This is a genomic window from Nonomuraea roseola, from assembly GCF_039535395.1.
GTDB classification, from domain to species: Bacteria; Actinomycetota; Actinomycetes; order Streptosporangiales; family Streptosporangiaceae; genus Nonomuraea; species Nonomuraea roseola.
In genome coordinates this window covers 703485-726470 of sequence record NZ_BAAAXC010000012.1, presented here as the reverse complement: position 1 = coordinate 726470, position 22986 = coordinate 703485, and the positions used below count along the sequence as shown (strand labels likewise).

20 protein-coding genes and 3 tRNA genes are annotated in these 22986 nt (G+C 69.2%); 14 read left to right on the top strand and 9 right to left on the bottom strand.

Annotated elements, in window-relative coordinates; all coding sequences use genetic code 11:
- The first annotated feature begins 44 nt into the window (after positions 1-44).
- The 6 genes from ABFX55_RS15485 (at position 45) to ABFX55_RS15460 (ending at position 4724) form a co-directional block, all read left to right on the top strand.
- A complete protein-coding gene (locus ABFX55_RS15485; protein ID WP_346121581.1) occupies positions 45-215 on the top strand; it encodes an LxmA leader domain family RiPP in 171 nt (56 codons plus the stop codon).
- A 112-nt stretch (positions 216-327) separates the two neighbouring features.
- A complete protein-coding gene (locus ABFX55_RS15480; protein ID WP_346121579.1) occupies positions 328-660 on the top strand; it encodes an LxmA leader domain family RiPP in 333 nt (110 codons plus the stop codon).
- Between the two features lie 273 nt (positions 661-933).
- Positions 934-1119: an LxmA leader domain family RiPP gene (locus ABFX55_RS15475; RefSeq protein ID WP_346121577.1), complete on the top strand. Its 186-nt coding sequence runs from the start codon at positions 934-936 to the stop codon at positions 1117-1119.
- A gap of 114 nt (positions 1120-1233) precedes the next feature.
- A complete protein-coding gene (locus ABFX55_RS15470) occupies positions 1234-1404 on the top strand; it encodes an LxmA leader domain family RiPP (protein WP_346121575.1) in 171 nt (56 codons plus the stop codon).
- Between the two features lie 587 nt (positions 1405-1991).
- Positions 1992-3743, top strand: a complete 1752-nt coding sequence (locus ABFX55_RS15465) for an ABC transporter ATP-binding protein (protein WP_346121573.1) — start codon at positions 1992-1994, stop codon at positions 3741-3743.
- A gap of 18 nt (positions 3744-3761) precedes the next feature.
- On the top strand, positions 3762-4724 hold the full coding sequence (locus ABFX55_RS15460; protein ID WP_346121571.1) for an LLM class flavin-dependent oxidoreductase: 963 nt from the start codon (positions 3762-3764) through the stop codon (positions 4722-4724).
- 13 nt (positions 4725-4737) lie between these two features.
- On the opposite strand, the gene ABFX55_RS15455 is transcribed toward ABFX55_RS15460, so the two are convergent.
- On the bottom strand, positions 4738-4959 hold the full coding sequence (locus tag ABFX55_RS15455) for a hypothetical protein (RefSeq protein ID WP_346121569.1): 222 nt from the start codon (positions 4957-4959) through the stop codon (positions 4738-4740).
- A gap of 211 nt (positions 4960-5170) precedes the next feature.
- Between ABFX55_RS15455 and ABFX55_RS15450 the strand changes: the two genes are divergently transcribed.
- Positions 5171-8200: an AfsR/SARP family transcriptional regulator gene (locus ABFX55_RS15450; protein WP_346121567.1), complete on the top strand. Its 3030-nt coding sequence runs from the start codon at positions 5171-5173 to the stop codon at positions 8198-8200.
- A gap of 198 nt (positions 8201-8398) precedes the next feature.
- Here the strand turns inward: ABFX55_RS15450 and ABFX55_RS15445 are convergent, their stop codons facing one another.
- The 4 genes from ABFX55_RS15445 to ABFX55_RS15430 form a co-directional block, all read right to left on the bottom strand.
- Positions 8399-11014: a M16 family metallopeptidase gene (locus ABFX55_RS15445; protein ID WP_346121566.1), complete on the bottom strand. Its 2616-nt coding sequence runs from the start codon at positions 11012-11014 to the stop codon at positions 8399-8401.
- Positions 11011-11910 carry a T3SS effector HopA1 family protein gene (locus tag ABFX55_RS15440; RefSeq protein ID WP_346121565.1) on the bottom strand — a complete coding sequence of 300 codons (900 nt, stop codon included), beginning with the start codon at positions 11908-11910 and terminating at the stop codon, positions 11011-11013. Before ABFX55_RS15440 ends, ABFX55_RS15445 begins: the two co-directional genes overlap by 4 nt.
- Before the next feature lie 59 nt (positions 11911-11969).
- A complete protein-coding gene (lxmK, locus tag ABFX55_RS15435; protein WP_346121564.1) occupies positions 11970-13022 on the bottom strand; it encodes a class V lanthionine synthetase subunit LxmK in 1053 nt (350 codons plus the stop codon).
- 744 nt (positions 13023-13766) lie between these two features.
- On the bottom strand, positions 13767-14369 hold the full coding sequence (locus tag ABFX55_RS15430; protein ID WP_346121562.1) for a hypothetical protein: 603 nt from the start codon (positions 14367-14369) through the stop codon (positions 13767-13769).
- Positions 14370-14414: 45 nt separating this feature from the next.
- On the opposite strand from ABFX55_RS15430, the gene ABFX55_RS15425 reads away from it, so the two are divergent.
- Positions 14415-14909: a DUF2087 domain-containing protein gene (locus tag ABFX55_RS15425; protein ID WP_346121560.1), complete on the top strand. Its 495-nt coding sequence runs from the start codon at positions 14415-14417 to the stop codon at positions 14907-14909.
- Between the two features lie 17 nt (positions 14910-14926).
- On the opposite strand, the gene ABFX55_RS15420 is transcribed toward ABFX55_RS15425, so the two are convergent.
- The 3 genes from ABFX55_RS15420 to dusB all read right to left on the bottom strand — a co-directional run bounded on the left by ABFX55_RS15420 (position 14927) and on the right by dusB (position 18957).
- Positions 14927-15895 carry a TAXI family TRAP transporter solute-binding subunit gene (locus tag ABFX55_RS15420; protein ID WP_346121559.1) on the bottom strand — a complete coding sequence of 323 codons (969 nt, stop codon included), beginning with the start codon at positions 15893-15895 and terminating at the stop codon, positions 14927-14929.
- Entirely contained in the window at positions 15892-17778 is a 1887-nt protein-coding gene (locus ABFX55_RS15415; protein WP_346121557.1) for a TRAP transporter permease, read from the bottom strand. The genes ABFX55_RS15420 and ABFX55_RS15415 overlap by 4 nt, the downstream gene beginning before the upstream one ends.
- A 69-nt stretch (positions 17779-17847) precedes the next feature.
- On the bottom strand, positions 17848-18957 hold the full coding sequence (gene dusB / locus ABFX55_RS15410) for a tRNA dihydrouridine synthase DusB (protein WP_346121555.1): 1110 nt from the start codon (positions 18955-18957) through the stop codon (positions 17848-17850).
- Positions 18958-19046: 89 nt separating this feature from the next.
- Between dusB and ABFX55_RS15405 the strand changes: the two genes are divergently transcribed.
- The 6 genes from ABFX55_RS15405 (at position 19047) to ABFX55_RS15380 (ending at position 22131) form a co-directional block, all read left to right on the top strand.
- Complete coding sequence (locus ABFX55_RS15405; RefSeq protein ID WP_346121553.1) at positions 19047-19697, top strand: ACT domain-containing protein; 651 nt, start codon at positions 19047-19049, stop codon at positions 19695-19697.
- A 60-nt stretch (positions 19698-19757) separates the two neighbouring features.
- Positions 19758-19829, top strand: a tRNA-Gly gene (locus ABFX55_RS15400).
- Positions 19830-19857: 28 nt separating this feature from the next.
- A tRNA-Cys gene (locus ABFX55_RS15395) sits at positions 19858-19928 on the top strand.
- 1 nt (position 19929) lies between these two features.
- Positions 19930-20004 (top strand) — tRNA-Val (locus tag ABFX55_RS15390).
- A gap of 119 nt (positions 20005-20123) precedes the next feature.
- A complete protein-coding gene (locus tag ABFX55_RS15385) occupies positions 20124-21527 on the top strand; it encodes a dihydrolipoyl dehydrogenase family protein (RefSeq protein ID WP_346121551.1) in 1404 nt (467 codons plus the stop codon).
- Between the two features lie 94 nt (positions 21528-21621).
- The gene (locus ABFX55_RS15380) at positions 21622-22131 is read left to right on the top strand and encodes an O-acetyl-ADP-ribose deacetylase (protein WP_346121549.1); all 510 of its coding nucleotides are present in this window, start codon (positions 21622-21624) and stop codon (positions 22129-22131) included.
- On the opposite strand, the gene ABFX55_RS15375 is transcribed toward ABFX55_RS15380, so the two are convergent.
- Positions 22121-22927, bottom strand: coding sequence for an IclR family transcriptional regulator (locus ABFX55_RS15375; RefSeq protein WP_346121547.1), 807 nt, complete (start codon positions 22925-22927; stop codon positions 22121-22123). The genes ABFX55_RS15380 and ABFX55_RS15375 overlap by 11 nt on opposite strands.
- Positions 22928-22986: the final 59 nt, after the last annotated feature.

The following is a 22986-nucleotide window of genomic DNA, read 5'->3' as shown; positions in this document are numbered from 1 at the left end:
TAAGGCGGCCCGGCCGTCCGGGTCTGCCGAAGAAAGGAAGAAAGATGCGAAAGAACGACGCGATCATGGAACTGGTGGCGGGCTACGACGCTTACGCCGGAGCCGAGGACCTGAGCGTTTCCATGGCCGGCGACGCCCCCGCGTCCACCCCGTATTGCGTGAGCGCCGTCATCAGCTTCATCACCGGCGTCACCGTCACCCGACAGCCCGAGTAAAAGCACACGAAAACACGGCACTCCTGAATTCCCGCCGTCACCACAGGACACGGACGGCGGGAGCGAATGTGCCACCCCCCAGGGCTCCGGCATAGTAGAAGAACATGCAGGAGTGCCCGCTTCGCTCCGACGCTGGACCGAGGTTGCGACACAGGTCGTCACAGGTCTCAGCCTCAACCCGAAGCTGCCGAATCAGACAAATCTCTACTCTGTCGGCGCCCTGACCACTCCCCCACAAAAAGGCCCGGACGACAGGCTGGGAAAGGATGAAGAAATGCGGAAGAACGACGCGACCATGGAACTGGTGGCGGGATACAACGCTTACACCGGAGCCGAAGACCTGAGCGTCTCCGCGACCGGCGACGCCCCCGCTTCCACCCCGGTGTGCGTCATCATCTCCATCGGCGGCATCATCAGCGGCACCATCACCCGAATGCCCGAATAAAGCTCGCGGAAACACGGCACTCCTGAATTCCCGCCGTCACCACAGGACACGGACGGCGGGAGCGAATGTGCCACCCCCCAGGGCTCCGGCATAGTAGAAGAACATGCAGGAGTGCCCGCTTCGCTCCGACGCTGGACCGAGGTTGCGACACAGGTCGTCACAGGTCTCAGCCTCAACCCGAAGCTGCCGAATCAGACAAATCTCTACTCTGTCGGCGCCCTGACCACTCCCCCACAAAAAGGCCCGGACGACAGGCTGGGAAAGGATGAAGAAATGCGGAAGAACGACGCGATCATGGAACTGGTGGCGGGATACAACGCTTACACCGGAGCCGAGGACCTGAGCGTCTCCGCGGGCAGCTACGCCCCTGCCACCACCGCATCGTGCATCACCGTCAGCGCTTCGCTCATCTCCATCACCGTCACCATCTCCTTCACCGTCACCCGGCAGCCCGAATAAAGGCTCGCGGAAAAACGGCACTCTTGAATTCCCGCCGCCACCACAGGGCACGGACGGCGGGAGTGAATGTGCCACTCCCACAAATGTCCGGACGACAGGCCGGGAAAGGAAGAAATGCGAAAGAACGACGCGATCATGGAACTGGTGGCGGGATACAACGCTTACACCGGAGCCGAAGACCTGAGTGTCTCCATGGTCGGCGACGCCCCCGCCTCCACCACATACTGCATTAGCGCCGTCATCAGCTACATCCCCAGCATCACCGTCACCCGACAGCCCGAATAGAAGCTAGCGGAAACATCGCACCGCCACCACAGGACACTGACGGCGGGAGCGAATGCACCACTCCCTCACAGAAGGCCCGGATGACAGGCCGGGAAAGTACGGAAGAATGACGCGACCATGGAACTAGTGGCGGGATACAACGCTTACACCGGAGCCGAAGACCTGAGCGTCTCCACGACCGGCGACGCCTCCACTTCCACCGCAGAACTGCGTGAGCGCCGCCATCAGCTTCATCCCGGGCGTCACCGTCACTCGACAGTTTTTCGGGTAGCGGAACCCCGGGAATCGGAGATGGAAATTCTCTGCCTCCCGGGAACTCCACACATTCCACAGTTTCACGATCACCGCTCAGTGAAAACGAGTGGTAGAGCCGTGGCCGCCCTCGCACACGCGGGTCCATCGGGATCATGCGCCTGCGGGGGCTTTGATGTTCCCACCGTTCCTCGACCGCCCCGGCCGGCGCCCGGCCAGGACAAGCGGATGACAGCTCAGGAAAACGTCTCTGGGGCCGGCGACGCCAATCTCCGCTCAGACCATGCGAATGAAATCGCGCTTTCTTCGGGAAACTGATAGTCAAGGAGCCAAGAATGCAGGAACCGATTGCCCATCCCCTGAAGATCTCCCGCGAGTTGGTGCGGGGACACCGCCTTCACTTCGTCGCGATCGCGCTGCTGGCCCTCCTGTCGACAGCGGGAATGCTGGTCCTGCCCATAACCGTCGCAGCCCTGGTCGAAGCCCTGCAAGAGGGCGGCGAACTGGTGTCGCCCGCGGTGACGCTGGTGGCCGTGGGAGCGGGTTCCGCCATCTTCTCGGCCCTTTCCTCCTACCTGCTCGCGAAGCGAGGACAGCAGCTGCTCCACCGCCTGCGGATCCAGACCATGACCCACGCGCTGGAGCTCCCCTTGCGTGATGTCCGCCGCGAGGGGGCCGGCAACCTCTCCGCACGGCTGACGGCGGACGCTATGCATGTCAAGTCGGCGATCGACATCGGGCCCGTCCAGCTCCCCACGGCCGCCGTCACCGTCGCCGGGACACTCGTGATCATGGGGGTCCTGGACTGGGTCCTGCTGCTGGTGACCCTTGCCTCCTTCCTCGTCGCCGGTGGGATCGTCGCTGGCGTGACGATCGCGCTGCGGCGCACGTATTTCGCGATGCAGACCGAGCTCGGGGACATGGTCCAGCGGTTCGTCGCGGTCCTCGAAGCGCTGCCGACCGTCAAGGCATGCCGCGCGCAGCGGCAGGTCGCCGGCGGCCTCGCCGAGTCCGCTCGCCGGGCCGCCGTGCTCGGGACCGCGACCGCCCGGATGGAATCCCTGGTGATACCGGCGATCACTCTGAGCCAGCAGATAGCCCTGGTCAGCGTGCTCCTCGGTGGAGGCGCCCGGCTCGCCACCGGGGACCTGACGATCGCCGAGTTCGCCGCGTTCCTGCTGTACCTGCTGCAGCTCACCGCCCCGCTGGTGATGGCCGCGTCCGGGTTGGGCACGCTGCAGGCCGGGCTGGCCGCACGGGAGCGCTTCAACGAGCTCTTCGCCATGCCCACGGAGACCGGCGGGGAGCCGGCGGAGGGCGCCGTCGACGTTGAGGACCTCGCCCCCGCCGTCCGCTTCGAGCGGGTGACGTTCGCCTATGACGAGCAGCCCGTGTTGTGTGAGGTCGGCTTCACCGTGCCCAGGCGCGGGATGACCGCGATGGTGGGGCTTTCCGGCTCGGGCAAGAGCACGGTGCTGGCGCTCACCGAGCGGTTCGTCCTCCCCGACGAGGGCCGGGTGGAGGTGCTCGGGTGGGACACGTCCACGTGGCCGCTACACGAGCTGCGTGGCCGGCTCGCCTATGTGGATCAGGGATGCACCCTGCTGCGCGACACAGTGCGCGGCAACCTCACCCTGGGATGCGCGGAACCCATCTCCGACGAGCGGTTGATGGAGGTGCTCGCCGAAGTCGGCCTCGCCGACGTCATCCTGGCGCTGCCCCAGAGACTGGACACCGTCGTCGGGGGCGAGAGCGACATGTCGGGTGGGCAGCGGCAGCGGCTCGCGCTGGCCAGGGCGATCGTCGCCGATGCTCGGGTCGTCCTTCTCGACGAGCCGTCCTCCCATCTGGACAGCGTGAACGAGCAACGCCTGCGGGATGCGGTGGACCGCATCGCCCGCGACCGGGCGGTCCTCGTGGTCGCCCATCGCATCTCGACGGTGCAGCACGCCGATCACGTGATCGTCATGGACGACGGCCGGGTGGTCGCGGAAGGCGTCCACGACGTGCTGGTCGACGACTGTCCTGAATATGCGCGGCTGGTACGCGGCCAGATGGTGAAGGCCGCTCTTCCCGCGGTCGTCTGAACTCACCCAGGAGAGACCATGTCCACATTCTCAGTGCTGCTCCCTTTCATGCCGATGAGGAGCGAGCAGATCGTGCCATACGCCGCCCTCGTGCAGGCGAGCACCGCCTACCGGCTCTGGCAGGGCCAGTCCATGCTGGCCGAGACGCACCAATCATTCGCCTACGCCGCGGCCATGGGACTTCGGGTCCCGGTGGGGACCGGCGTCACTTTGATGCCGTTCCGCCACCCGCTGGAGGCCGCGCTGCAGGCCAGGTCGCTCGCCGCCGTGACGAGCAATCCCGTGGTGGCGGGACTCGGGCCTGGAGGGGCGTCGGTGCAGACGATGGTGTACGGGAAGCCGTACAAGAGCCCGATCACCGCCTGCCGGGAGTACGTCACGATCGTGCGTGGCCTGCTGGCCGGGGACGACATGGCCTGCTCCGGTGAGTACTTCTCCTTCTACGGCAGCGGCCTCGCCGCGCTGCCCGGACCGCCGGTGGAGATCGGGCTCGGCGTGCTGCGCCCGGGGATGGCCCGCCTCGCCGGTGAGATCGCCGACGTCGCGATCACCTGGCTCACTCCCCCGGGATATCTGCGCGACTGCGTGCTGCCGGCGCTGCGGGAAGGCGCAGCCGCGGCGGGGCGCACGGCGCCCCGCGTGGTGGCGATCGTGCCGGTGGCGCTGAGCAAGCCGAGCCGGGATCCGGTCAAGCTGGTGCTGGCGAGCAATCAGGGGCATCTGCATGGGCCGCACTACCAAGACATGCTGCGGCGAGCCGGGATCACCATCGACACCGGCGATCTCGCGGCCGGGGCGCGGGCGCTTCTGGACGAGAACGTGTTCGTCAGCGGCGATATGGAGAATCTCGTCAAGGGGTTCGACGCCTACCGTGAGGCCGGCGTGGACGAGATCGTGCTCAACGTGACCGGGGTGTTCCACACGGAGGGTGGCCCGGCGGCGCTGTCCGAACTGGCGGCCATCATCACACAGGTCGCCTGACGATCCGCCGGGTTCACGAGACGGGCGAGGGTCCCTGGGTGAGCCCTCCGGCGAGTTCGGCGACCTCGGCCTGGTTGTCGATCACCTCGGTGATGCACGCCGCCCGGCCGGAGCCGCCTCTGGCCAGGTCGAGTTCGCCGAGCGCGTGGATGGCCACCGCCCGGGGCGAACTCGGCGTGGAGCGCGTATACCTCGCCCGCGCACCGGTCCCGAAATATTCGATCCGGACGGGCATCACAGGCCTCCTGGCACCTGTTCGCGGCACTCATCCATGATCGTACGCAAATCGGCAGATGTGAGGTGATACGTCCAGCGATCGTCCAGTCGATGTCCACAGTCCTGAGGAAGGCTCGTCGCGTGCGGGCGGCAGCTACCGCGATTCAATCCGGTGGCTCCGCCGAGACGGTGATGCACCTTGTGGGTGCATCGTTGGGGAGGAGAAACGCGTGGGTCGACGAGTACGGATCAACGTCCTCGGTCAGGTGGAGTGCTTCATCGACGACAGAAAGGTGCCACTGAGGCAAGGTCGCGAGCAGATCGTAGCAGCGCTTTTGGGGCTGAACCTGGACATCGTTGTGACATCGAACCTCATGATCGATGCCATTTGGGGGGAGAATCCCCCCAGAACCGCCCAGAACCAGGTCGCGATCTGCGTATCCAGCCTGCGTAAGCGTCTGGCGGGACCGGGAGACACCCTGATCGCCACGGTTCGATCCGGCTACATGCTGCGCGCCGAGAACTGCGAGGTGGACTACGTCATCACGCAGGAGCGCATCCAACAGGCCCACGCCGCCCGCGCGAACGGATGTGACGAGGACGCCAGGCAGCTGCTGCGGGAGGCGATGGAGCTGTGGCACGGAGGGACACTGGCAGGGATCAGCAGTGACCTGCTGCAAGCCCGGGCCGCGGGGATAGAGCGCCAGAGAAGGTCGGTCATCGAGGAATGCCTGGGACTCGAGATCGGGCTGGGCTACTACCGGGATGCGATCAACGAGCTGACGGCCCTGCTCGCCATCTCCCCCCATGACGAGCACTCCTGCGCGCTGTTGATGAAGGCGCTCTACGGCGCCGGCCACCGGGCCGAGGCGATGGACGCCTACCAGCGAATTCAGGTGCGGTTGCGGGAAGATTTGGGAGTGGATCCAGGGAGCGACCTGCGTGCGGCCTATATGGCGATCCTCAGCGGAGAACCGATGGCCGCGCCACGCACCCCCCTACCGCTGAGACCGGCGTCCGATCCGGTTGCCGGACCGCAGGAGAGCGCCCCGGCCTCCGTCGAAAAGCATCGCAACGCCGGCCGCGAACCAGACGCCGAGCTTTCCCGGCCATCTGTGCCGCGGCAGCTCCCCGCCCGCCCGGTCTTCTTCTCAGGGCGGGATACGGAGATGGACCACCTGGACAAGGAGCTGGCCGTCCGTCAGGCGAGCGGGGCAACGCCCTGCCTGGTGATCGTCGGCATGGGCGGTGTCGGCAAGACCACCCTGGCCGTGCACTGGGCGTATCAGGTGACCGATCGCTTTCCTGATGGGCAGCTCTACTGCGACCTGCGGAGCAACGTGGGCGATCCTATGGCTCCCGGTGAGGTGCTCGACGACCTCCTGCGCGGGCTGGGCGTTCCCGGAAGCGACATACCCGACAGTCTCGACAGCCGAGCGGCGCTTTTCCGCACGCTGCTCGTGGACAAACAGATATTGATCATCCTGGACAACGCGTGGAATTCCGAGCAGGTGCGCCCGCTGCTGCCGGGAGCGGCGGGCTGTGTGGTCGTGGTGACCAGCAGGGCGGCGATGAGCGGGCTGACCGTGGTCGAAGGGGCCGCCCTTCTCCGGCTGCGGGCACTGGAGGAGGAGCAAGCCGAGCGGGTACTCGGCCTGGCACTGGGAGGAGACCCCCGCGGCAGCGACACGCACGGGATCAGAGACCTGGCCAGGCTCTGTGACGGGCTGCCGCTCGCCCTGCGGATCGTCGCGGCGAAGCTGACCGCGCGCCCGCACTGGACCGTCGCGGAGCTGGTGGAAAGGCTGCGTGACGAGAGGCGCCGCCTGCGGGAGCTGAGCCACGACGAGACGGGATTGCTTTCCGGGTTCGTCCTCAGTTACCAAGGGCTGAACACCGACGCGGCCCGTCTCTTCCGCCAACTGGGACTGATCGACGCACCCGACCTGCCGAGGTGGGTGGCCAGCCCGCTGGCAGACCTCGACATGGACAAGGCACAGGACATGCTGGAGGAGCTCGTCGCCGCCCACCTGATCGACGTGACGGGCCGGGACGGCATCGGGCAGAACCGGTACCGCATGCATGACCTGGTACGCCTGTTCGCACGCCAGCGCGTGATGGAGGAGGATACGGAGGACGAGCGCAAGGCCGCACTGGGCCGGGTCCTGGGCGCCTGGATGGGACTCGTCGAGGAGGCGCACCGCCGAGTGCGAGGAGGAGACTACCTCGTCATGCACGGTATGGCGCCACGCTGGCGGATGGAGCCCGCTCCGATGAACGTGCTGCTCCGCCAACCGCTGGAATGGCTGGAGGCCGAGCGTCGCAGCATAGTGTCCACGATCTTTCAGGCCGCCGACGCGGGGCTGGACGAGCTGTGCTGGGAGCTGACGGCCACCGCGGCCACTCTTTTCGAGATGCGAGGTTACGTCGACGACTGGCGCGCCACGCACGAACGAGCCCTGGGGGAGGCCCGTCGGGCGGGAAACCGCCAAGGCGAGGCCGCCATGCTGTCCGGACAGGCGGGGATAGAGATCACTCGTGACGGGAAACGCGCAAAGGAACTGCTCGAGCGGGCGCGGAGCATCTTTGAGGAGATAGGCGACGAGCGCGGCGTCGCGCACGTGCTGCGGAGCCTCGCCGTGCTGGACCGCCTCGGCGGCCGGTTCGACCTCGCCATGGAGCGGTACCGGCAGGCACTGAGCACGCTGCGGCGGGTCGGCGACCTGGTGGCGCAGACGCATACGCTGATCGGGCTCGCCCTGATCTACATGGAACGGCGGGATGTACGCGCGGCGAGAGAGACGCTGGCCGAGGCCCTCACCTTGGCTGAGGAGACCGGCGATTCGCGCAGCCGAGCCCAGGTGCTGTACAGGCTCGGTGAACTCCGCCTCACCGAGCAGGACTTCGAGGGGGCCATGGAGGCGTTCGCCGTCGCGATCGGTCTGGCACGCGCCCTGGATGACACCTCCGGTGAGGCGTTCCTGCTGCGCGCGCTCGGCGAGGCCGCCCTGCTCCGGGGAGATCTCCCCACGGCGCGACGAAGACTGGACCGGGCGATGGAGCTCGCGAGCAGGCTCACCGACGCCTTCCTGAACGGCAGGGTCTGCCTGACTCTGGCCGAGCTTCGCGTGGCGGACGGCGATCCCTCCGAGGCCGAGGATCTGTTGCGGCGAGCGGCTAAGGCTTTCGCCGAGGTGCCCGCCGATCACTGGGAACTACGTGCGAGAGAGCGGCTGGACGCCCTCGACGGCCGGAGCTGAACTTGGCGCCGCCCAGGTGGTCTGTCCTTTGACCGGCCCCGACCCCGTTTCCACCACGATGGTGTCGTCCCAGCCTGAGAGGTATTCCCCCAACCCGATTCCGATGCTTGCTCCGGAGAGCGTCACGACGGTGACGAGGAGAAGAAGAGCCTTACGCATGAGTTCGCCTGCCTTCTATGCGTCAATGAAACGAGTGCATCAGTTGCCGTTCGCCTGGTTCTTTGGGAAGGCCGGCCGGTTCTCCCGGGGCTCGGCCTCGGCTTCGCCGAGGAGCACGGTGATGAAAGGGCCGCCGAACAGCTCCCGCGCGGCATCGGTCACCAATGAGGCATCCACCTCTCGCAGGAGTCTCGGCAGCCGTACCAGCCAGGCGGGATCCCTGCCGACGGCGACCCCTCGGAGCAGATGGTCGGCCAGCGCGGCTGGAGAGTCGAAGACCATCAGGACGTGGCCCGCCCGGAACTCCCGTAGGGGGGCCAGCTCGTCCTCGCCGAACTCCTCTCGCCGGAGCCGGTCGAACTCCGCGTGCACAGCGTCGAGGAGGGCGTCCACCCGTTCTGCCGGTGCGCTGCCGACGAGGCAGACCTGCGGGTGGCCGAAGAACGTGTCACGCCTGGTCACCAGCTCGCATTCCGGCCCGCCGTCCCCGGCGAAGCGGTGAATCAGCCGGTTGTTCAGGGACAGCCCGACGGCCCCGGAGGCCAGGTAGCGCGCCGGGTCACCGGGATCGCCCGGGGGCTCCGGCGCGCACAACTTGATCTGCGTCGCCGGGATCCCGTGGACGGGCAGCGAGAGCCTCTCTTCGACGATGGGCATCGCGGGCCGGGATCGGCCGTTCCGGACGGGCCCCGGCCATTCCACGTGTTCGCGCACTCCAGCGATGAGATCCTCCGGATCGAGCGCCCCCACGGCGATCAGAACGGCGCCGTCAGGTGCCAGGCGGGCGGCTGCCAACGCCTCGGGGGAGTCCGCGTGTCGCGCTCCCCAGTGATGCGCCCGCAGCGCTTCGGTGAACAGACGGTCGGGAGAGCCCGCCATGACGCGCCGCGCCCTCAACAGGGCGGCTTCGCCGTCCAGGCCCGTCGCGACGCCCGTCATGGTGAGCAGGTCGGTCAGGATCGAGAGCCAGCCCGCCACGCCGTCCGGCGGGACATGGCCGCGCACGGTGATGCTCTGTCCGTCGCTGCCCAGCGTGCAGTCTCCGCCGAGATCTCGCGCTCGCCGGACGGCCCCGGTGTGGGCCGCGGCCAGCGTCGCGAAGGCGTCGAGGTGGGTGATGTGCGGTGGCAGGCTCGCGACGCGCGGAGCGTGGAGGCGGAACTCGACGGCCGGCGTCCGGTCGTCGGCCACCGCGATCACCCGTAGCCCATTGCCCACCACCTGGTCGCGCATCCCCGCGTAGCGTGGCGCGGCGTCACAGCGGACGCCTGGCACCGTCCTCGGGCCTCGGTGAGTGCGGGCAAGCTCGGTGGCGTCGCGGTACGGCCGGCCCGCGGCACCGGATCGGTCGTCATGCGTGAGGAGGGGTACGGCACTCGGCCGGGTGCGCTGCGCGCCCGGAACCATGACAATCACCGCCCGGTGGGCGCCACGCAGCGTGCGGGCCGCGTGCGCGACCGCGCCGGGGGTCACGGCCATCAGGCGGCCGGGAACCTCGTCGAGCAGTTCGGCTCGGCCGAACAGCAGTTCCATACGGCCCAGCCCCCGGCAGCGGCTCTGCAGATCACTGTGCGCGCGTCCGTGATCAATCGCAAGGCGCCGCCGGGCCCAGGAGGTCCGGCGAGCGGTTTCATCAGGTGAGGCGAACTCCTCCAGAGCCTCGTCCAGCGCCCGCAGGGCGTCGCCGGGTGAGACCTCGCGCGGCAGCATGGAAGTCAGCACCAGAGTGTCGGGATCGCGTGCGTCCAGCATGCCGAAGAACCCGCAGCTCGTCGTGATCGGCAGCACCGGGGCTCCCCCGGCCGGGCGCAGCTCGGATCCGGTCAGCGCCATCGCCAGCACGGCGTGTGCCAGGTAGGCGCCGAGCTCGTCGCAGGGATCGGGAAGCCGGTAGCCCACGGCCAGTGCGGTCCTGTTCACGCCCGGTTCGGCACAGCTCAGCAGGCTGGCCGCCGTCGGCGGCGATTCCCCGAGTCCCACCGCGGGTCTGGCGGGCCGGGCGGGGATGTCGCCGAAGTGGCGCTCGATCAGCTCGGACGCGTGCTCGGGTGAGAAGGCTCCGGCCACCGTCAGTACGGCATTGCCAGGTGTGTAGTAGCTGTCGAAGAACCACGCGCAGTCGTCCAGAGTGATCTTTTTCAGCGCGTCCACGTCGCCGTAACCGTCATGGGCGTTGGCGAAGTTTCGGTAGAGCACGCCGGGCAGCAATGGCCAGGGGAGACCGCCGTAAGGCCGTTCCCGCGTAGCCTCCCAGATCTCCTTCTCGACCCCCTCCAGTTGCTGGGCCAGATTCTCGGCGGTGAACCGGGGGGCGCGCATGCGGTCCGCCTCGCTGAACAGCGCCCGTTCCAGATAGCCAGAGGGAACCGCCTGGTAGTAGTCGGTGTAGTCCTGATGGGTGGTGCCGTTCGCCTCTCCCCCGCAGCGAAGGATGTGTTCGTAGAAACGGCCGTCGGGCAGGCTCTCGCTGCTGCGGAACATCAGATGCTCGAAGAGATGGGCGAAGCCGGCCTTGCCGGGCGGCTCCGACCTGAACCCCACCCCGTAGTGCACGCTCACCGCGATCCGCGGCCCGCGAGCGTCGGGGGCCAGCACGACGCGAAGCCCGTTCTCCAGGGTCGTGCGCAGGATCCTCCCCTGTCGTGCCGTGCTCACGGCAGATCGGGGGAGCCGATGTTGCGGGCGGGATTCACCGGGTCGACGCCCGCCTCCCGCAGCCGCTCGCCGAGCGCCTCCTCCAGAGCCACCCCCGTCTGGGCGCTGTCCAGCAGAGCCTGGGCGGTCACAGCTGCCCGGTGCTGGCCGAAGCTCATGCCTTGCCTGCTGCGACGCGGGTCGGCGGGTTCCCAGGCGACGCCGACTCCCGGGGCCAACCGCTCGACGAACGCCGACGTGGGGGACGGCACCTCATGGCGCCCGGACACCACGTCCGCGATCTCCCGGGCCAGGCCCGCTTCAGAGGCCGCCAGGTAGACCACCAGCGCGTCGCGCCGGGGGAACAGCGAGGCGGCCGACAGCACCTTCGCCTGGTACGGCACGACACGGCTCTCCAGATGGCCCAGCACGTCCGGCCACACGCCGACGGCCTGGTCGGCCGAATCCAGATGCATGTAGACCCGCAGCAAGGGAGCCCTGCCCACCGTCGTCTCCCGCGAGCGGATCACCGATCCGTGCACGAGGAAGAATCCAGGAGAGATGGCGGGGCGGCAGGCGGACACCGTCAGCAGTGTGTCCTCGTCCGCCACGCGCACGATCGCTTCGGGAACCCAGACGCGCACCCCGTCCCGCACCACCAGAACCTCGCGGCCTCGTTCGGTGTCCCGCGCGGGCTCCGGCAGTCTCGTGACCCGCACGGTGATCCGCCGATGCGGCATCCCGTCGGCCAGCCGGCGCTCCAGTTCCGGATCGCGCAGCCGACGCGGTGGCGGGCCGCTCTCCCGCTGGCCGGCGTGGTACACCTCGTACAGCGCCACGGAGAGCCGGGCCTGCAGATCCCGGACATCAGCCCCCTCCACGAGGCGGTCCTCGACCGTCGCCGACAGCTCGTCCAACCGGACGCTTACCCGCCTGGCGACGTTCAAGAGACGGCTCACAGCCGGTAGTCCTACGGTCATTCGGCGTCCTCCAGGCCGATGGTGGAGACGAAGAAGTGTGGGGTCATCAGCAGGGACCGGCCGATACCGGCCGCGGCGCGCTCGATCCCGGAGAGAGATGAGCGCTGACCGGCACCGGCGATCAGGCGGTCGATCATGTGCCAACCTGCGAATGCCGCGGCGCGCTCCACGAGGCCGGGATCGACCCGCGGCCGTGCCTGTGTGTAACCGGCCCAGAAGGCGGTGATCCGGGGCCGCAGCCGCTCGATCTTCGCTACGCCCCGCGTGATCACTTCCTCGTGGGTGAACGTGGCCCCGTGAAAGTGCTCGTCCCCGCGGGAGGTCACGATGTCGAGCACGGCGCGGTAGAGCCACTCACCGGTGAAACCGCCCACGTCGCGGGCCGGATCGGCGAACCGGAACTCCTCCCAGTCGGTCACCACGAATTCGTCCTGAGTGACCAGGATCTGATCCAGTCGCAGGTCGCAGTGGGACGGCACCTTCTCCGCCGACCGTTCCCGCTCGAGCAGCGCCTCGATCGCCTCGATCAGGGCGTCATCGGTCTGCAGCAGGCACCATGCCTCGAGTTCGGCGAAACTGGCGCTGTCGAATGTGGACGACGGCAACCCGCGCAGCAGTTCCACCGACGGCCAGGGAAAGGGCGAGTCGTCGATGGCGCCGGGATCGCTCACCGGCGTCCCGTGCAGCAAACCGATGGCCAGCCCCACAGCACGGGCGAAATCTTCGTCGAAGATCTCGTCCACCATGAGTTCGGCCCCGCTGCGGGCGTCCTTCAGGTAGTCGAAGACCACCAGCCGCGCATCCTCGTCGTAGCCCAGCAGGGCGGGTCCGCGCAGCGCTCCGGCGGGTGCGCCGGCGACGAGGCGTTCGTGGGCGAGGGTGCGGCGCAAGCGCGCAGCCGTGTCCTCGGGCGACCCGATCAGGCGCTTGACAAACACCTCCCGTCCGCTTTCGGTACGGCCTGCCCAGATATCGTTACGGCCCAGCGCTCCCCGCACGGAGTCACGGTCGAACCCTCCCAGATTCAAGCGGCGGAGCAGTTCTTCCACCGTCGGCACATGGCTCAGGTCGGGGGGAACGAAGATGTTACGCTCCCTCGATGTCCGGCCATGTCCAGCCCGGCGTTTATGAGTCGCCTGGGTTGGCACAGTTATTCCCCTCACGCCGTTTTGATCGCTTTCCGATCTTTGATTGCTCTCCGATCGCAATGGCGAGAGTAGGAACCGTGGGTTTTCTCCATGTTTTACGCAGTTATCAGACGCATCAGGCCTGCCCAGCTGATGCGGGAGAACGCCGTAGAGCGGTCGGCGGCACCGGGCACGTCGGCGTCCTCGACCCCGGGCTCGAGGTGCTCGGCGATCCGCCCCTACGGGTGGAAGGGTCTACCAGGGTGCAGCCCTCCTCCCCCAGGATGTCGGGCCGACTTGTCTCCAGGTAGCTGAGCCCCCACGCCCCACGGCTCGGTGCACTTGAGGCGCAGGTGGTCGCGCAGTCCTGGCGATCCGAGGCCCGCCACGAGCGTCCCCCACTCCGCCGCCGCCTCGCCGTCGAACGGGATCAGGCTCTCGGCTCCGTCACCCCACTGGAGGTCGTCCGCCAGCCCATCGATGGGGCGACAAATCGCGACATTAGGCGGGCGCGTGATCACCGCTCAACCGACCGCTGTGGACGTGCTCATCATGATGAACGTGTGCCGGAACGGACTGGCAAGGACGTCCCGGCACACGTCTCCCTCAAGGGTCGCCGTCAGAACCTCGCGTTGATGTCATGATCACGTCTCAAGGTCGTGACAATCAGCACGAGGCGATCGAGCAGATCTTCGCCAGCATCTTCTTGGCGTCCTTGGTCTGGGCGGCGAAGTCGCTCGCCGCCGGCTTGCCCCACTCCCCCGCCTGCGAGTAGAGCACCAGGGCGTTCCCCCTGCGCGTCACGATCGCCCGCTCACCGCCGATCGCCGCCCTGCGCCCGTCGTAGTTCTGGCCCGTCACCGCGAGCCCTTCGTCCCCGAGCGCCGCCTTCCTGCCCGAGTACCGGTAGTCGGATCCTGAGGACTTGATCGTGGCGCACGTCCGCAGCGCGGAGCGCAGCCCCGCCATCGCCTGCGCGGCGAGGTCGGCGGAGGAGAAGAGGATCACCTGCTCGGACTTCTGGAAGTCGGGCACGGAGGTGTAGATGATCGTCCGTGCCGCGGCCCTGCCCGCCGAGGCGAGCTTCGCCTTGTCGCAGGGGTTCACGGTCAACCGCGCCGACGTGCGGCCGCTGACGGCCCAGTTGGTCTCCGGGTTGTCGTCCTTCTTGGCCGCGGCCTTCTCCCACAGCAGGAAGCCCTGGGGGATGGTGGTCGAGGGAGTGGCGGTGAGCGCGAGCGCCCCGGCGAGCAGGAGGTTGGTCATCACGGAGGGTCAGACGTTCAAGGTCGTCGAATGGTTCAAAATGGCGGTATGAACGACGAAGAGATCCGGCGAGTCCTCGGGCTCCTCCACCAGGACGACACGCTCAGGGCTTTCGCCTCGCTGGTGCTCGGCCAGCCCCCTGAGCAGGGTGAGGAGTGCCTGGAGCGGCTGGGCCGCGGCGGGCTGGCCGTCAGGGACGAGGACGGCGGCTGGCGGGCTCGGCCCGAGCGCTTCCGCGAGCTGCTGAAGGCCGCCGCCCCGCCGGCGCGCAGGCTGACCGGCGAGGAGCGGGTGCTGGAGGCCTTCCTCGTCGACGGGCGGCTGAAGGAGATCCCCGCCAAGTGGGAGAAGCGCATGGTCGTGCTGCGCCACATCTCCAGGGTCTTCGAGCCCGGCGTCCGCTACCCCGAGAAGGACGTCAACGTGCTGCTGCGCGCCTTCCACGACGACCACGCCGCCCTGCGCCGCTACCTCGTCGAGTCGGAGCTGCTGTCCAGGGAGGCCAACGTCTACTGGCGCAGCGGCGGCCCCGTGGAGCTGTAGCGGGCACCGGCCGCGCCCTAGCCGCCGAGGTACTTCTTGGCGCCGTCGTGCAGCTGCACGGGATCGGTCTTGACCGCGGTCTCCTTGGTGATCTCCGAGGCCGCCTTCGAGACGGCGACCAGGTCGGCGTGGTGGTCGAAGATGAGCTTGGTGATGCTCTCGGCCAGCGCGGCGTCCATCGACTCGTTGACCACCAGCAGGTTGGGCACCACGATCGTGGCCACGTCGGCGGGCGCCTGGTAGACGTCCTTGCCGATGCTGCCCGCCGCGTAGACCTGACCGTGCTCGGCCTGGAGCTTGGGCAGCACGTCGTCGAGCGGCACGAAGACCGCCTCGGCCTTCAGGCTGGTGGTCAGGTCGGTGATGCCCGGCGTGGGCAGGCCGCCCGACCAGATGAGCGCGTCGAGGCCGCCCGACTTCATGGCGTCGACGCTCTCGGGCAGGCCGAGCGCCTGCCTGGTGACGTCCTTGTCGGGGTCGAGGCCCGCCGCCTTGAGCAGGCGCAGCGCGATCACCTCGGTGCCCGAGTTGGGCGAGCCGGTGGAGACGCGCTTGCCCTTGAGGTCGGCGATGGTCTTGATCCCCGAGTCGGCGGTGGCCACGACCTGCGTGTAGTTGTTGTAGAGCCTGGCGATCGCCCTGATCGGCTGCGGCGAGGTGAAGGCGCCCTTGCCCTGCACGGCGTCGGCGGCCGAGTCGGCGAGGGAGAAGCCGATGTCGGAGTCGCCCTTCACCACGCGCTGGATGTTCTCCACCGAGGCGCCAGTCGCCTCCGCGGTGGCCTCGTAGCCGGGCAGGTGCTTGGAGATCAGGTCGGCCAGGCCGCCGCCGAGGATGTAGTAGACGCCTGTGGTGTTGCCGGTGGCGATCGACAGCCGTTTCCCCGCTCCGGTGCTCTGCTCGGCCCTCTCGGCGCCTCGGTCGCCGCCGCAGCCGGTCAGGGCGGCGGCCAGCGCCGCCGCCACCACGATGGACAGGATCCTCATGTGCGTCTCCTCACTAGATGGACGGCCAGCGCCAGCAGGGCGAGACCCGACCCGATCGCGATCGGCACCGGCGACAGGACCAGCAGCAGCAGCGCGGCCACCCCGCACAGCACCCGCTCGACAGGGCCCGCGAGCCCGCCGGTGGCCACGGCGAGCACCACGACCGCCAGCGCGGAGGCCGCGAACGTCCAGGCGATCTGCCAGGGTGTCCCCTGCCCCAGCAGCGCCCCTCCAGCCGGCGTCAGCACGAACGCGAAGGGCACCAGGAAGGCGGGCAGGGCGTACTTCCACGTCGCGATCATCGTCCGGTAGGCGTTGCCACCGGTCAGCGCCGAGGCGGCGAACGCCGACAGCGCGGTCGGCGGGCTCACCTCCGACAGCACCGCGTAGTAGAAGATGAACATGTACGCCTCGGGGAAGCTGACCCCGAGCTTGGTCAGCGCGGGCCCGATGATGACGGCCGCGATGACGAACGACGCGGTCACCGGCACGGCGAGACCGAGCAGCAGCACCGCCACCGCGCACATCACGGCCGTGGCGATCAGGTTGCCGCCCGACAGGCCGACGATGAGCGAGCTGACCTTCAGGCCGAGCCCCGTCAGCGTGACGACCGCGACGATCGTGCCGGCCGCCGCGCAGGTCGCCGCCACGGGCAGCACACCCTTGACCCCGGCGGCCAGGGCCTCGGCGGCCCTGCGCGGGGTGAGCGCATGCTCGCGGTCGAGGAAGGACAGCGCGAAGGCCAGCAGCGTCGCGTAGACCACCGCGCGGAAGGGCGACTGGCCCATCGCCATCAGGATGACGATCACGAACAGCGAGCTGAAGTGGTAGCCGAACCGCCTGACCAGGGGCCACAGCCGGGGCGCGTCGACCTGGACGGCCCGCGTGCCGTACTTCCTCGCGTCCATCTCGATGGCCAGGAAGATGCCCAGGTAGTAGAGCACGGTCGGGATCGTGGCGTAGAGCAGCACCTGCAGGTAGCTGACCCTGAGGTACTCGGCGATGATGAACGCCGCCGCGCCCAGAGTGGGCGGCGACAGGATCGCGCCGATGCCCGAGGCCGCCAGCACGCCGCCGCCCTGCTCCCTCGGGTAGCCGGCGCGCTTGAGAATCGGCCAGGCCACGCTGCCGACGCTCACCGTGGTGGCCACGCCGGAGCCGCTGACCGTGCCGAGCAGGAAGCCCGCCATGGTGACCGTACGGCCGGGGGCGGAGCGGGACCTGCGGAAGGCGGCCATCGACACGTCCACGAAGAACTTGCCCGCGCCCGAGTGGTCGAGCACCGCGCCGTAGATGGTGAACAGGATGATGTAGGTGGCCGCCACGTCGAGCGGCACGCCGTAGACGCCCTCGGTGCCCATGGTGAAGGCGACGACGATGCGGTCGAGGTCGTAGCCCTTGTGCCCGATCGACCAGCCGACGGGGATCCAGCCGCCCCAGTAGGCGTAGGCGACGAAGGCCAGGCAGACCGCGGGCAGGATCCAGCCGACGGTCCTGCGCGCCGCCTCGAGCACCAGCACGGTGATCGCCAGCCCCGCCGCGATGTCGAGCGTGGTCGGGTCGAAGGCGCGCCTGATGAACTCGTCGAAGACGACGAGCGGGTAGAGACAGGCCACCAGCGCCAGCGCCGCCAGCAGCCAGTCGAGGACCGAGGGCCGCTCCTTGTCGCGTCCGAAGCACACGAACACCAGCGGCAGCACGACGGCGAGGAAGCCGATCCTGTACGGCTGGATCGCGCCGGGGAAGAACGTCCACCACAGGACGTAGAGGGCGAGGCCGAGCGAGATGACGGTGACGAGCGCGGAGACCCGGCCGCCGAGCTTGCGCACGGGCCGTTCGGCGTCGTATTCGGCGATCAGGTCCTCGGTGGAAGAGGCGCTCACGGTGGGCAAGTTACCCACGTGAACCGACAGTAAGTCAAGAGATCGTTTGACGGCGGGCACGCCGGGCGCTCAGCCGCCTGAGATGTCGGACTCCGCGTCCTCGGGCACGACGCAGTCGTAGGGATCGTCGAGCCAGCCGTCGGGCAGGTGCACCCTGTCGCGCTCGCCGGACTTGCCGCGAGGGGTGTCGGTGTTGGGCGGCCACGGCTGGTCGCGGTCGAGCTTGGCCAAGCTCGCGCGCAGTCCTTCGAGCGACTCGGCCGTCGCCAGCTCGCGCCGCAGGTCGGCGCCTACGGTGAAGCCCTTCAGGTACCAGCCGACATGCTTGCGGAAGTCGGCGATGGCGTAGCGCTCGATGTCGAAGCACTCGGTCAGGCCCTCGGCGTGCCTGGCCATCGTGTCGGCCACCTCGCCCAGGGTGGGCCTGGCCCGCTCGTCGCCGCCGTTGAAGGCGTTCTCCAGATCCCTGAACAGCCACGGCCTGCCCAGGCAGCCGCGGCCGACCACCACGCCGTCGCAGCCGGTCTCGGCCACCATGCGCAGCGCGTCGTCGGCGCTCCAGATGTCGCCGTTGCCGAGCACGGGGATCTCGGTGACGGCCTCCTTCAAACGCCTGATCGCCTCCCAGTCGGCGACGCCGCCGTAGTGCTGCCTGGCCGTACGGCCGTGCAGCGCGATGGCCGCCACGCCCTCCTCCACCGCGATGCGTCCCGCGTCGAGGTAGGTGAGGTGGTCGTCGTCGATGCCCTTGCGCATCTTCATCGTGACGGGCAGCGCGCCCGCGTTGGCGACGGCCGCGCGCAGGATCCGCCGCAGCAGGTTGCGCTTGTACGGCAGCGCCGACCCGCCGCCCCTGCGCGTCACCTTGGGCACCGGGCAGCCGAAGTTGAGGTCGATGTGGTCGGCGAGGCCCTCTTCGGCGATCATCTTCGCCGCCCTGCCGACGATGTCGGGGTCGACGCCGTAGAGCTGGATGCTCCTCGGGCGCTCGGAGTCGGCGAACCGGATCATGCGCATGGTCTTGGGGTTGCGCTCGACCAGGGCCCTGGTCGTGATCATCTCGCACACGAACAGCCCGGCGCCCTGCTCACGGCAGAGCACCCTGAACGGCGCGTTCGTGATGCCCGCCATCGGCGCGAGCACCACCGGCGGCCACACCTCAAGGGGCCCAATCTTCACCTGTTAAGTTCTAGCGCACGTCGAGCCGTGAGTGTTATTCGCGGATAAGGTGTGGCCAGGGATCGTCCAGCGACATTCGGAGGCAATGGATGCTTCTGCGACTGCGCATCGCGCTGCCCGACCGGCCAGGGGCCCTCGGTCAGATCACCCGCGTGCTGGGCGTCGCAGGCACCGACATCACCCAGGTCACCGTGCTCGAACGCGGTGGCGGCAGGGCGCTCGACGACTTCACGCTCTTCTGCCCCGACGGCACCTCGAAGGAGGCGCTGACCAAGAGCCTGCTGAGCGTGCCCGGTGTGACCGTCGAGGGCGTGTGGACCACCCGCGAGGCCCCCGGCACCTATCCCGAGCTGGAGATCCTCAAGTACATCACCACCGCGGGCGACAGGGCGCTGTCCACGCTCATCGACTCCATGCCCGTCCTGTTCAGCGCCGACTGGGCGGCGGCGGGCACCGACAAGGAGCCCCGCTCCCTGGTCTACTCCAGCTGGCGCGCCCCTGCGGACGTGCCGCTGCCCCAGGCCGCCCCGCCCAGGCCCGTGGCCTCCACGCTCGAGTCGGGCCTGCACATCATCGCCGCTCCCCTGCCCCCGCTGGCGCTCACCCTCATGCTGGCCCGCTCGGAGGGTCCCGCCTTCCACCGCATGGAGGTCCACCGCCTGACCAGGATCCTGGAGATCTTCCTGACCCTGCCGTCGACCGAGCGGATGGTGGCACGACAGCTGCGCAGGGGCGAGTGATGACGCATCCGCTCGGAAACTCCGCTAGAGTTTTCTCTGTCGCCGCGAACGTGCGGCAACGCGGAAGTGGCTCAGTGGTAGAGCATCACCTTGCCAAGGTGAGGGTCGCGGGTTCGAATCCCGTCTTCCGCTCGGAGAGGCCACATCGTAGGCCTCGCTCGGTGGAGTGGCCGAGAGGCGAGGCAGCGGCCTGCAAAGCCGTCCACACGGGTTCAAATCCCGTCTCCACCTCGGACGATTAGCTCAGCGGGAGAGCGCTTCCCTGACACGGAAGAGGTCACTGGTTCAATCCCAGTATCGTCCACCAGAGCAGCCCCAGGTCATCGACCTGGGGCTTTCTGCTGTCCCACCACGGGTGTCGAACGTCGGCGGCCACGGACCCCTCGCCTGAACCCCCCCGGCCGCTGAGGCCGTACCTTCGGAGGCATGACGGAACAGAGCACGGACGTGGACGTCGTCGTCATCGGCGCCGGTCCCGCGGGTGAGAACGTGGCAGGGCGGGTGGTGCGCGGCGGGCTGTCGTGCGCCGTCGTGGAGGATCATCTGGCGGGTGGTGAGTGCTCCTACTACGCCTGCATCCCCAGCAAGGCGCTGCTGCGCCCCATGGAGCTGGCCGCCGAGGTGGGCAGGGTGGGCGGGCTGAGGCTGGACGGCCCGATCGACGTGCCCACCGTCCTGGCCGCAAGGGACAAGGCGGTCGCCGGCCTCGACGACAGCGGCCAGGCCGGCTGGATCACCGGCCTGCCGGCCACCCTCGTGCGCGGCAGGGGACGCGTGGCGGGCGAGCGGCTCGTGGAGGTGACCGGCCACGACGGCACGGTCACGCGGCTGCGGGCCAGGCACGCGGTGGTCCTGGCGACCGGCAGCGTCCCCGTCGTCCCCGACGTTCCCGGGCTGGCGGCGGCGCGGCCCTGGTTCAGCAGGGACGCCACGACGGTGAGCGAGGTGCCGGGCAGGCTGGTGGTGCTCGGCGGCGGGGTGGTGGCCTGCGAGATGGCCCAGGCCCTGCACGCCCTCGGCGCCACCGAGACGACGCTCCTGGTGCGCGGCGACCGGCTGCTCGGGCGGATGGAGCGGTTCGCCGGCGAGCTGCTGGCCGACTCGATGCGCGATGCCGGCATCGACGTGCGCATGGGCGCGAAGGTCACGGGGGTCGAGCGCGCGGCGGACGGCGGGCCCGTCACGGTCCATCTGGCGGGCGGGGAGCGGGTGGAGGCCGACGAGCTGCTGGTGGCCACCGGCCGGCGTCCCGCCACCGACGGCCTCGGCCTGGACCTCGACGGCGCCGTCGAGGTGGACGACAGCATGCGGGTCCCCGGCTCCGACTGGCTGTACGCCGTGGGCGACGTCAACGGCCGCAACCTGCTCACCCACATGGGCAAGTACCAGGCGCGGGTGTGCGGCGACGTCATCGCCGCCCGCGCCGGCGGCCGCCCCGACGACGCCCCCTCGCTGCGCGACAGCGCCGACGGGCGCGGCGCTCCTCAGATCGTGTTCACCGATCCGCAGGTGTGCGCGGTCGGCCGTACGGAGGAGGCGGCCCGCGCCGAGGGCTTCGAGGTACGGGTGGTGGAGTACGACCTGGGCAACGTGGCGGGCGCCTCGCTGATGGGCGAGGGGTACAAGGGGCGCGCCAAGGCGGTCGTGGACGAGCGCCGCAGGGTGCTGCTCGGCGTCACCTTCGCGGGGCCCGCGGTCGCCGAGCTGCTGCACGCGGCCACCATCGCGGTCACGGCCGAGGTGCCGCTGGAGACGCTGTGGCACGCCGTTCCCGCCTTCCCCGCCGTCAGCGAGATCTGGCTGCGCCTGCTGGAGGAGTACGGGCTCTGACGCGTGCCTCGGCCGTGATCTGCTCGGCCGTGGCGGCGGGATCTCCCGCCCGTGGCAGCCGGTCGCCCGTTCGCCGCGGGGATAGTGTCGCCGTATGAGGATCACGATGGCGCTGGGGGACATCACCGAGCAGGACGTGGACGCCGTCGTCAACGCCGCCAACTCCTCGCTGATGGGCGGCGGCGGGGTCGACGGCGCCATCCACCGGCGCGGCGGGCCGGCCGTCCTCGACGAGTGCCGCGCCCTCAGGGCCTCCAGGTACGGCAGGGGCCTGCCGACGGGCCAGGCCGTCGCCACGACCGCGGGGAACCTGCCGGCCCGCTGGGTGATCCACACGGTCGGCCCGGTCCACTCGCGCGACGAGGACCGCAGCGCGCTGCTGGCCTCCTGCTACCGCGAGTCGCTCAAGGTCGCCGACTCCCTGGGCGCGGCGACCGTGGCCTTCCCCGCGATCTCGGCAGGCATCTACGGATGGCCGATGGACGACGCCGCCCGCGTCGCCGTCACCACGGTCAGGGCGGCGAGCACCTCGGTGGAGGAGGTGCGGTTCGTCCTGTTCAGTGCGGACGCGCTGGCCGCCTTCGAACGCGCGCTCAGCGGGTGAGCATCGGCGAGACGGCCGAGTACCCGAGCCCCGTGGAGATCTGGTCGGCGCGCTCGATCACCTTCAGCGCCAGCTCGTCCTGGCGGTTGGGCAGGTCCACGGCCGACAGCGGCCCCGAGACGGACAGCGCCGCGACCACCCTGCCCGAGCGGTCGCGCAGCGGAGCCGCCAGGCACGCCCTCCCGAACGCCAGCTCCTCCACCTCGGTGGCGTAGCCGCGGGTCCTGACCTCGTCCAGCTCGGCCGTCAGGGCCTGCAGGTCGCGGACGGTCCTGGGGGTGTAGGCGGGGTAGGCGGCGCCGATCAGGGCCTCGATGTCGTCCTTGCCGAGGTCGGACAGCAGCGCCTTGCCCATCGCGGTGGCGTGCAGCGGCCCCTTGCTGCCGATCATCGTGTACGCCCTGGGGGCCAGCCTGCCCTCGAAGTGGCACAGGTAGAACAGCGCGTCGCCGTGCCGTTCGGCCACGTTGGCGCCGAGGCCCAGCTCCCCCGCCAGCTCCTGGGCGAGGCTGCGCGCCTGGCGGTGCACGGGCGACTGGTTGAGCGCGACGCCTGCCAACCCGACGACGGTGGGTCCGAGGCGGTAGAGGCCGCTGCGCTCGTCGTGGGTGACGAAGCCGAGCGCCTCCAGGGTGCCGACCAGACGCGAGACGGTGGACTGGCCCAGGCCGGAGAGCTGGGCCAGCTCGGAGATCCTCCGTTCGGGGCTCTCGGCCGTGAACGCTTGCAGCAGCGACAGGGCGCGCTCGACGCTCTGGGTGCCGCCGCCGACCTCGCGGGTGCTGGGCCTGGCCATCGGCCTCCGATCTCATGCGTAGGAAAGTCATCCAGATGACGGATGATACATCGAATCCT

Bases quoted from the DNA above. Each gene is read 5' to 3' on its own strand.
- ABFX55_RS15485 (WP_346121581.1), top strand. From the start codon at position 45: ATGCGAAAGAACGACGCGATCATGGAACTGGTGGCGGGCTACGACGCT.
- ABFX55_RS15475 (WP_346121577.1), top strand. From the start codon at position 934: ATGCGGAAGAACGACGCGATCATGGAACTGGTGGCGGGATACAACGCT.
- ABFX55_RS15470 (WP_346121575.1), top strand. From the start codon at position 1,234: ATGCGAAAGAACGACGCGATCATGGAACTGGTGGCGGGATACAACGCT.
- ABFX55_RS15465 (WP_346121573.1), top strand. From the start codon at position 1,992: ATGCAGGAACCGATTGCCCATCCCCTGAAGATCTCCCGCGAGTTGGTG.
- ABFX55_RS15460 (WP_346121571.1), top strand. From the start codon at position 3,762: ATGTCCACATTCTCAGTGCTGCTCCCTTTCATGCCGATGAGGAGCGAG.
- ABFX55_RS15455 (WP_346121569.1), bottom strand. From the start codon at position 4,959: ATGCCCGTCCGGATCGAATATTTCGGGACCGGTGCGCGGGCGAGGTAT.
- ABFX55_RS15425 (WP_346121560.1), top strand. From the start codon at position 14,415: ATGAACGACGAAGAGATCCGGCGAGTCCTCGGGCTCCTCCACCAGGAC.
- ABFX55_RS15420 (WP_346121559.1), bottom strand. From the start codon at position 15,895: ATGAGGATCCTGTCCATCGTGGTGGCGGCGGCGCTGGCCGCCGCCCTG.
- ABFX55_RS15405 (WP_346121553.1), top strand. From the start codon at position 19,047: ATGCTTCTGCGACTGCGCATCGCGCTGCCCGACCGGCCAGGGGCCCTC.
- ABFX55_RS15385 (WP_346121551.1), top strand. From the start codon at position 20,124: ATGACGGAACAGAGCACGGACGTGGACGTCGTCGTCATCGGCGCCGGT.
- ABFX55_RS15380 (WP_346121549.1), top strand. From the start codon at position 21,622: ATGAGGATCACGATGGCGCTGGGGGACATCACCGAGCAGGACGTGGAC.
- ABFX55_RS15375 (WP_346121547.1), bottom strand. From the start codon at position 22,927: ATGGCCAGGCCCAGCACCCGCGAGGTCGGCGGCGGCACCCAGAGCGTC.